Genomic DNA, 9365 nt, shown 5'->3' on the forward strand with positions numbered 1-9365 from the left:
GCCCGCCCCTCGGGCCGCCGGCGCCTTCGCGCCTGCCTCGCCGGCCTCCGCGCCCTCCGGCCGGCTCTGCGCCCAGCAGGCCAGCCACGCGGCGGCGAACGCCCCCGCAGCCGCCCCGGCCAGGGTCAGGGCCACGGGCAGGTGGGCGGATCCCCCGGTGTCGCGCATGTCATCACCCCTTCGGTCGCCTGGCGGGCGAGGCCCTCGGCCCCGCCGTCTCTCTGCGAGGGGCACGGTGCAAACGCCCGTTTACGTTTCCGCAGATAGACACGGGCATGATAGCGATCTTTCCCCGGAGCGCAAGAGCGTCGGGGCAATTCGCCTCCATCGCGGCCTCCTTCCTTCCCGATGTCGGCCCGCCTTCGCGCCGGGCGGGGCGTTTTCTCTGCGAGCGGAGGGAAAAACCGGACGAGCAGCCTCCAAGTCGCCTTCGAAACCGTCCCCTCCCGCGTTCGCGGAAGGGAAGATACGCTAAACTGAAGGCGTCGCCCACGCGTGCGCGGGCGATGAGTGCGAGTTCGTAATGAAGGCCCGGGCAGTCGCGCCTTCCACGAAAGGGGTGCGCGGCGGCGAAACTTGAAAGTTGGTGGTCACCATGGCAGCTCCTGCTACCGAACACGTCAGAAACATCGTCCTCGTGGGCCAAGACGGCGCCGGGAAGACGTCGCTCGCCGAGGCGATGCTCTACGTTTCCGGCAAGACCCCCCGCATGGGCACGACCCACGACGGGAAGTCCTACCTCGACTATGACCCCGAGGAGATCAAGCGCAAGTTCACCATCGGCACCTCCATCGCCCCCATCCCCTACAAGGACTACAAGATCAACGTGCTGGACACGTCAGGCCACCCCGACTTCATCGGCGACACCCTGGCCACCATGCAAGCTGCCGAGATGGCGCTGTTCGTGGTGGACGCCGTCGCCGGCCCGCAGGTCATGACCACCAAGCTGTGGCGTGAGGCCGAGGACATGCGCCTGTCGCGCGCCGTCTACATCAACCACATCGACCGTGAGAACGCCAACTTCGACACGGCCATGGCCACCCTCCACGCGCGCTTCGGCTCGCGCCTGGGCGCCGTCACCATCCCCATGGGCGTCGAGTCCGACTTCAAGGGCGTCATCGACGTCATCCGCATGAAGGCCCGCTTCCATGACGGCGACGGCCTGGAGGAGGTCGTCACCGACATTCCCGAGGAGTACGCCGACGTGGCCCAGGCGGCCCGCGACAAGCTCTGCGACCTGGTGGCCGAGGCCGATGACGAGCTCATGATGAAGTACCTCGACGGCGAGGAGCAGCTCACCCAGGCTGAGCTCGAGTCGCTGCTCGACCAGGCCATCGCCAAGGAGCTGTTCATCCCCGTGTTCGTGGGATCCACCATCATCATGCAGGGCGTCCAGGGCCTCATGGAGGACATCTGCACCTACTTCCCGCATCCGCGCAGCCACGGCCGCTTCCAGATGGCCGACGGCGAGACCATCCGCGTGGACGAGTCCAAGCGCCCCGCCGCCTTCGTCTTCAAGACCCTCTCCGACCCGTTCGTCGGCCGCCTCAGCTTCCTCAAGGTGATCGCCGGCGTGCTCGAGCCTGGCATGGAGCTCATCAACTACCGCACCGGCAAGAAGGAGCGCCTGGGGCACCTCTACGTGATGATGGGCAAGGAGCCTTTGGACGTGAAGAGCGCCAAGGCCGGCGACATCATCGTGGTGCCGAAGCTCGGGGAGACGCGCTCGGGCGATACGCTCTCGCAGACCGGCGAGATCTCCGTCATGCCGCTGCCCACGCCCACCCCGCAGTACCCCGTGGCCGTGGAGGCGGTCAACAAGAAGGACGAGGACAAGCTGGGCACGTTCCTGGCCCGCGCAGCCGAGTCCGACCCCACGGTGCGCATCTCCCGCAACGAGGACACGCACCAGACCATCCTCACCGCCATGGGCGATACCCAGGTGGACATGCTGATGGCGCGCCTCAAGGACCAGACCGGCGTGGAGGCGCGGCTTGTGCCCGTGCGCGTGCCCTACCGCGAGACCATCCGCAAGACCGCCGAGGCCCAGGGGCGCCATAAGAAGCAGACGGGCGGCGCCGGGCAGTTCGGCGACTGCTGGCTGCGCCTCTCGCCCAATCCTGGCGCGGGCTACGAGTTCGTCGACGAGATCAAGGGCGGTGCCATCCCCAACGGACTCATCCCCGCGGTGGACAAGGGCGTGCAGGACGCCATGCGCGAGGGCTTTTTGGCCGGCTATCCCATGGTGGACATCAAGTGCGCTGTGTACGACGGCTCCTACCACTCCGTCGACTCCAATGAGATGGCGTTCAAGACGGCGGCCCGCATCGGCTTCCGCGCCGCGTGCGAGAAGGCCGATCCGGTGATCTTGGAGCCCATGGCCACCATGGACATCGTGGTGGGCGAGGAGTACGCCGGCGCCATCATGGGCGACATCTCCACGCGCCGCGGCCGCATCGTGGGCACAGACTCCAACGACGCGGGCGAGACGGTCATCATGGTGCGCGTGCCCTACGCCGAGGTGGTCAGCTACACGAAGGACCTGCGCTCGCTCACGCGCGGCAGCGGCTCCTACGCCATCGCGGTGGAGGGCTACGAGGAGGCTCCCCATGACGTGACCAAGCGGCTGGTGGAGGAGTACCAGGCCGCTCGCGCCGCTGGCAACTAGCGACGCGCCTCCTGCGGCCGGAAGGCGCTGGCGGCGGGAGACTTGAGCAAGACGGCTTATGCGGAGGCCGGGCTCGCGAGATCCCGGCCTCCTTGCGTGCGCGGGGCGGCTCGGGGGCGCCGGCGCCCTCCCCGCGGGCGCCCCGGCGTGCGGGGAGGGGCTTTTCGCGCGCGTTGACGTTTAGGCTGGGCGCCGGTTGGGGGAGGCGGCGCGTTTCCCCTGATGGCGTCTGATTTACGGCAGGGTGGCCCCGGAGGCTTTCTGCCTGTTCTTTTACAGAACAAACGTTCTGATTCTATGGTATACTGCTTGCAGTCAAAGCAGAGCCAGTGCAAGCGCCGTCCCTCTGGGGGATGTGCCCACCGAGACGTCGTGATTCCCGCCCCGTCCTTACCACGCTTGCAAGATCCTCTCTCATCCAGGGAACCTTCCGAAGGGGGGATTTACCATGGCGCACCCGCGTCCTAATACCGTGCTGCCCAAAACCCGTCTTGCCAGCCCGAGGGGGAGCCTCATCACCGTGGGGGAGGCCCTCTGCTCCTGCGATCCGGAGGAGCTCTGCTGCGCCGTTCTGCGCCACCAGGCAGGCTGGTCGGTCGATCCCGCGCGCCTGGGCGCCCGGCGCCTGCGGCCCCTCGTCTCCCGCGTGCGCGCAGCCCTGCGCTCCATGGAGGCCCTGCGCGCCCGGAAGGGCGCCTCTCCTGGCGGCCAGGTGGTGCTGCCGCTCGAGTCGTTTCGCGCCCTGGGCCCGTCGGGCTCCCTCATGCGGCGCATGGGGGCTGCGCAAGTTTCCCTGGCATCCGCCTCGGCCGCCGCCGACGCGCTTGCCGTCTGCGGCGGCCCGGCCTGGGGCGCCCTGCCTCCTGACGCCGCGCGGCTGCTGGAGGGCCTTGGCCCCGATGTCCCCTGGGCGCCCGCCGCCCTTGGGGCGAGCCTGCGCGCCTGGGGCGACGAGGCTTGGGGGCAGGTGCTCGCGCGGCCCCTCTGGGTGCCGTGCGAGCAGTCGGCCGATGACGCGCTGCAGGTGGCCGCCGCCCTGTTCTGGGCCCTCACGCGCCGGGGGTTCTCCCCGCGGGCTGCCCCGCCGCCTGCGCCGCGCCCGGTGCCCTCCGCTCCTGCGTGTCGGTCTCCGACGACGGGGAACGCCTGCCTTCGCCTGCTCAACTACAACGCCTGGGTGAGCCTGCTTGGCGCCCAGGTCGAATCCGCTCGACTTCTGGAGGTGCTCTGACATGACCTACGACTGCGCTTGCGCGCCCGGTTGGCCGACCGCCCCCTTCCCGGGTCAGACCGACTGGCTGCTCGGATCCTGCCCGTGCCGATCGCTTATCGGCCAGGCGGTTCTCACCGATGTCCTGCTTGACCTGATCGCTGACGAGGAGGGGCTCGTCTTGCTGGCCGATGTCCTGCGCGTCTTGGACGAGGGCTAGGCTGCGGTTTCGGGCGGGCTCTCCCCAAGGGGCGCCCGCCCGGCCGGGGCGCTCTCTGGCCCTCGTCGGGGGATTGGCGTACCATGGCGGCATGTCCTGATGACGTGTGAGGAGGTGCGGATCGTGGTCACGGTGAAAGACGTGCTGAACCTGGGGATATTCGAGGATATCTGGCTGGCCGCTCCCTGCGAGGGCTGCGAGGAGCGCCTGGTTACCGGCGCGGGCATTCTCGACTTCGAGCCGTTCTGGGGAGACTACGACTCCTTTACCCCCTGCGAGTTCATCTTCACCTCGCTCGGCTTCGCCCAGCGCGACCCCGATCTGGCTGACCAGGCCGTCAGGGCCATGATCGAGCGAGACGTCGCGGCCCTCGTCATCAAGCCGGTGGCCATGGACGCCATCAGCGCGGAGGCCGCTGAGCTCAGCACCGCCCGCGGCGTGCCCGTCTTCTTCTACGAGGGGCACTTCGTCGAGCGGCTCATGGCCGCCGTCCTCGCCTTGGTGGCCGAGGATCGGGCCCAGTCCCAGCGCGACGCGCTCATCGACGCGCTCATCGCCCCGCGAGGCGATGCGGATGTGCGCGAGGGCCTCTTCGAGGTGGCGCGCACCACCGGCGCCACGGTGCAGTGCCTGGCGGCCCGCCCCTTGGCGCCCGACGGTTGCATGCTCTCGGCGCTCCAGGGCGAGCTCGGCGCGCTGCTCTACGACTTCCAGCGCAATCAGGCGAGCGTCGTTCAGGCCTGCGTCGTGCGCTACCGCGACCAGCTGCTCGCCTTCGTCTCCTACGACCGGCCGCCTCGCGGCGCCATCGCCCGGTCCGAGGCCGACCTGGTGGCTCGCATAGAGGCGGCGGGCCGCCTGCGCTGCGGCGTCAGCCAGGAGGTCTCCCTCGGCCAGGGAGACCTGGCCATTCGCCAGGCGCGTACGGCTCTCGACGCCGCCTGCGACCAGGGGAGGCCGGTCGTTCGCTGGGCGAGCTTGGGCCTGGGGGCCTTTCGCGCCGCGGCGTCGGCCGACCGTCTCTTCGCCGGAACGGCGCAGCTCTACCGATCGCTCCTCGACGAGTACGACCGAGCCCACGGCACCGAGCTTGCCGCCACCGCCCGCGCCTATGCCGCGTCCTTCGGCGAGGTGCGCGCCACGGCCGAGGCGCTCTACCAGCATCCCAACACGGTGCGCTATCGTCTGCGGCGCATCCGGGAGGAGCTGGCCCTGCCCGACGTATCCGACAGGGAGCTGGCCGCCCTCCTCGTTTTGGCATATTCAATGACTGACTAACTCACTATTTTTTGTGCAACGGCACAAATGGCGGCGCACGCGGTTCGTCGCCGCCTCTAAGGGCGCGCTCGCGAACTGACGGTAACCTCTTCGTCGTTGATCAACCATGACGAGAGGAGAGTTTCCGATGCTCAACGAAAAGGCCCTCAAGGTCCTCGCTACCCTGTCCGAGCCCGATGCCGCCTACTGCCACAAGCTGGCGCGCCACTTCGCCAACATGGGCATCTCGTCGGACAAGGCCAGCAGCGCCGTGTGCTCGCTGGTGGAGGCCGACGCCATTCCCGAGGCCGGCGTGACCAAGTGGGCCGGCTCCTTCGCCTCGCCCCAGGCCCCCGCGCAGGCTTCCGCAGCCGAGGCGCTGGACGAGGTGGCCTATGCCTAGCGGCCGACGAGGCCGGCGCCCGCAGGGCGTCCAGACCCCCAGCGCATGAGGGCCCCGGCATCCAATGAGCCGGGGCCCTCATGCGCTGGGGAAAGCAGAGCGGCCCGGCCTCCCTGGGAAGGCCGGGCCGCTCTTGGCATCTGGTGCGTAGCGGACGCTAGTCGGCGACCTCCACCAGCTCCAGCTCGAAGTTGAGCGCCTTGCCCGCCAGCGGGTGGTTGAAGTCGAAGGTGGCCACGCCGTCCTCGACGGCCTTCACCTGCACCGGCACGGGGCTTCCGTCGGGGCCGTGCATGTAGATGACGCCGCCCACGGGCAGCTCGCTGGCGTTGGGGATGTTCTCCAGCGGAACCTCCTGGATGAGGTCCTCGCGCACCTCGCCGTAGGCGTCGGCCGGCTCGATGTGGATGGTCTTCTTGTCGCCGACGGCCATGTCCTTCACGCCCTCGTCGAAGCCGGGGATCACGTCGCCGGCCATGCACACGAACTCAATGGGCTCGCCGTGGTCGTAGGAGGAATCGAACTTCTCCCCGTCGTCCAGCGTGCCAGTGTAGTGGATCTTGACCTTCTTGCCCTCGTTGCTCATCGGAAGGCTCCTTTCGTCATTGTGCCAGAGCCTGCCAGTCTAGCCCAAGCGGGCGCCCTCGGCGCCTGCGGCCGCAAACCTGCTCCAACTTGTCATCAAGCGGCGCCTCTGCGCTCGGCGGCGCGGAGGGGGGGCGAGGCGCCGGGGCACCTTCCCTGGACGGGCACCTTCCCTGGACGGGCGCCTTCCCCGGGCGGGCGCGTGCCGCCGGTTACGCCCCGCGTTCCGCCTCGGCCACATCGGCCAAGGTGATGCGCGACGCCACCAGGCTGGCAAGCGGTGTGAGGTAGGCGCGCTCGTCCTCGGGAAGCCCCGTCGCCGCCAGGCTCATCACCTCGTCGGCCAGCTCGGAGACGGGGTGGCGGTACAAATAGCCGTCGTAGCCGCTCCTCATGAGCGACGCCTTGCCGGCGGCGATGTCCTCGGCGGTCACGCCGGCGAAGAGCCCCTCGAGCGCATCCAGGCTCTCGTCGCTGTAGAACAGCCCCTTGATCAGGGCCGCGTAGGCAATCACGTAGGGCACCGGCATGGCGTCGGCCGGGCGTATCTCCACGTAGGTCTTCAGCCGCACGTCGGTGAAGAACATCGACAGCGCATGCTCCACCTGCGCGCGGGTCATGGGCTCCTCGGCGTAGATCTCACCGAAGGTGCGGTCGGTGTAGCACCACTGCTCGGAGTCGCAGGCCACGAGGATGGCCGGCGTGTCCAGCACGTAGGCGGCGTAGTCGCGCAGGGTGAAGCCGGGGTCCATGATGCCGGGAACCACGCCGCAGCGGTCGGGGTCGCACTTCTCCCAGATCTCCGTGCGCACCAGCTGATGCTCGCGCGGCGCGTCCTCGAACACGGGGGAGTTGTCGCAGATGAGCGAGAGCAGCGGCACCAGGGCGAAGGCCAGGCGCATCTTACGCAGGCAGTCGTCCGCCGACGAGTAGTCGATGGACACCTGGGTGGAGGCGCTGCCGCGCATCATGCAGATGCCGTACTTGCCGATGGCGCCCAGGTACCTGTTCATGAGCTTGTAGCGTCGCTTGGGGATGAGCTCCAGGTCCACGGCGCGCGCGGTGGGGTGGTAGCCCGGGGTGAGCGCCTGGGTGTCCACCGGGTCGAGGCGCGCGGCGAGCGTGCGCTCGAAGGCGGTGAAACAGGCCTCGGCGTCGGCCAGGCGCGTGAAGGGGCCGGCCGAGAGCTCCACCTGGGCGGCGGGCTCGATGGTCACGGCCTCGCCGGGACGCGCCACGCCCAGCAGGTCGCCCTCCGGGTCGCGCGTGGCCTCCGGGTAGTCGGCCAGCAGCTGCTCGAGCAGCCAGCGCGCGCCGTTCTCCTCGCGGTAGGAGACCGGGGATCCGTCGGCGCGCACGAGCGTGTGCTCCAGCTCGATGCCGAGCTGCTCGGAGGACTCCTTGATGCCGCCTTCGAAGTAGGCCACGATGGCGTCGAGGTTCGCCTCGCGAGCCGGTTGGTCGTTCTTGGTCATCGCTTACTCCAAACTCCGTCGTTTTCTGCGCAAAACGCTATCCGGTTTGCTTACAATATCCGTTTGATCGGCGCCCATGGTATCACTGGCATGGCCGAGGGGCGCCCAAGGAGCGAAAACGAGGGCATATCGTGGAATTCCGCAACGCGTTCATCACCGCCGGCGCCGCCGCAGGGCCGCGCCTCCGACGACGTTCCTAGCGCCGCCGCTTCCGCGCGCCCTTTCATTTCCGTAACTCCTCGGCGCCGTCCGGCAGCGGTGCCGTTTCCTTGACTAGCATGGCAGAGGCTTCTCGCCGAAGCACCGAAGGAAGAGAGCGACTCATGACCCTGAGAGCAGGCGTGGTGGGCGCAGCTGGATTCGCGGGCATCGAGCTCGTGAGGCTGCTCCTGGCCCATCCGGAATTCACCCTGACCGCCGTCACCTCCGACGCGCTGGCTGACCGCCCCGTCGCCGAGGTCTACCCGGCCTTCCGCGGCGCCACCGACCTGGCCTTCTCCTCCCATGACCAGGCCGACCTGCATTCCTGCGACGTGGTGTTCCTGGCGGTGCCCCACACGGCGGCGCTCGCCCAGGCCCCCGGGCTCGTGGAGCATGGCGTCACCGTCATCGACCTGTCGGCCGACTTCCGCCTGAAGGACCCGTCCGTCTACGAGGCCTGGTACCAGACGCCCCATACGGCCGTCGACCTGCTCGCCCGCGCCGCCTTCGGCCTGCCAGAGCTCACCGGCGGCGAGCTCGCCCGTGCCGCGGCCGCCCACGCGCGCGGCGAGGCGGTGCTCGTGGGTTGCGCCGGCTGCTATCCCACGGCCACCTCGCTGGCGGCCGCGCCCGCCATCCGCGCGGGACTCGTCGACCCGGCGGGCACCGTGGTGGCCGACGTGGTGTCCGGCGTCACCGGCGCCGGCAAGAAGGCCACCGAGCGCACCCACTTCTGCTTCGCCAACGAGAACCTCGAGGCCTACGGCGTGGGCGCCCACCGCCACACGCCGGAGATCGAGCAGATCCTCGGCATCCCCGGGCGCCTCGTGTTCACCCCGCACCTGGCCCCGCTCAACCGCGGGCTGCTCTCCACGGTGAACCTGCCGCTTGGCCCGTCCTCGCCGCGGCCGACCACCGAGGAGCTGGCGGGGCTCTACCGCGACTTCTACGCCGCCTCTCCGCTCGTGGAGGTGCTCGAGCCGGGCGCCTGGCCGCGCACGGCGTCGGTCGCCGGCACCTGTCGCGCGCAGGTGGGCGTGGCAGTGCATCCGACGGCGCCCATGATCGTGGCCGTCGGCGCCATCGACAACCTGGGGAAGGGCGCTGCGGGCCAGGCGGTCCAGTGCGCCAACATCATCTGCGGCCTGCCGGAGGACACCGGCCTCACGGCCGTGGCCCAGCCGGTGTAGGAGAGGAGCGAGCCCATGGAGAACGAGAAGATCCCGACGGGATTTTCGACCCCCGCGGCCCCCGCGCGTGCGGACGAGGCCCCCGCGCCGGACGCCGCCATTCCCGCCGTTGAGCCGCTGCCGCCCGCCGCGCCCGCGCCGGACGCCCTGCCCGCC

At 69.5% G+C, this 9365-nt stretch carries 8 protein-coding genes; 6 read left to right on the forward strand and 2 right to left on the reverse strand.

All coding sequences use genetic code 11. The features are described from left to right. Positions 1-595: 595 nt before the first annotated feature. The 5 genes from D1643_RS08660 (at position 596) to D1643_RS08680 (ending at position 5758) form a co-directional block, all read left to right on the forward strand. The gene (locus D1643_RS08660) at positions 596-2668 is read left to right on the forward strand and encodes a translation factor GTPase family protein (RefSeq protein ID WP_201751044.1); all 2073 of its coding nucleotides are present in this window, start codon (positions 596-598) and stop codon (positions 2666-2668) included. Positions 2669-3116: 448 nt separating this feature from the next. Next, positions 3117-3899 (forward strand): hypothetical protein, encoded by a 783-nt coding sequence (locus D1643_RS08665; protein ID WP_160710249.1) that lies wholly within the window; start codon positions 3117-3119, stop codon positions 3897-3899. A gap of 1 nt (position 3900) precedes the next feature. Next, positions 3901-4098 carry a hypothetical protein gene (locus D1643_RS08670; RefSeq protein ID WP_160710250.1) on the forward strand — a complete coding sequence of 66 codons (198 nt, stop codon included), beginning with the start codon at positions 3901-3903 and terminating at the stop codon, positions 4096-4098. A 123-nt stretch (positions 4099-4221) separates the two neighbouring features. After that, a complete protein-coding gene (locus D1643_RS12270; protein WP_201751045.1) occupies positions 4222-5376 on the forward strand; it encodes a PucR family transcriptional regulator in 1155 nt (384 codons plus the stop codon). 127 nt (positions 5377-5503) lie between these two features. Continuing rightward, positions 5504-5758 (forward strand): hypothetical protein, encoded by a 255-nt coding sequence (locus D1643_RS08680; RefSeq protein ID WP_160710251.1) that lies wholly within the window; start codon positions 5504-5506, stop codon positions 5756-5758. A 157-nt stretch (positions 5759-5915) separates the two neighbouring features. On the opposite strand, the gene D1643_RS08685 is transcribed toward D1643_RS08680, so the two are convergent. Further along, complete coding sequence (locus D1643_RS08685) at positions 5916-6344, reverse strand: peptidylprolyl isomerase (protein WP_160710252.1); 429 nt, start codon at positions 6342-6344, stop codon at positions 5916-5918. A gap of 211 nt (positions 6345-6555) precedes the next feature. Further along, the gene (locus tag D1643_RS08690; RefSeq protein ID WP_160710253.1) at positions 6556-7818 is read right to left on the reverse strand and encodes a glutamate-cysteine ligase family protein; all 1263 of its coding nucleotides are present in this window, start codon (positions 7816-7818) and stop codon (positions 6556-6558) included. 323 nt (positions 7819-8141) lie between these two features. Here D1643_RS08690 and argC point away from each other — a divergent pair, with 323 nt between their 5' ends. Continuing rightward, on the forward strand, positions 8142-9209 hold the full coding sequence (argC, locus tag D1643_RS08695; protein ID WP_160710254.1) for an N-acetyl-gamma-glutamyl-phosphate reductase: 1068 nt from the start codon (positions 8142-8144) through the stop codon (positions 9207-9209). Positions 9210-9365: the final 156 nt, after the last annotated feature.

Source organism: Enterorhabdus sp. P55, from assembly GCF_009911695.1.
In the GTDB taxonomy this organism is placed as follows: domain Bacteria; phylum Actinomycetota; class Coriobacteriia; order Coriobacteriales; family Eggerthellaceae; genus Enterorhabdus.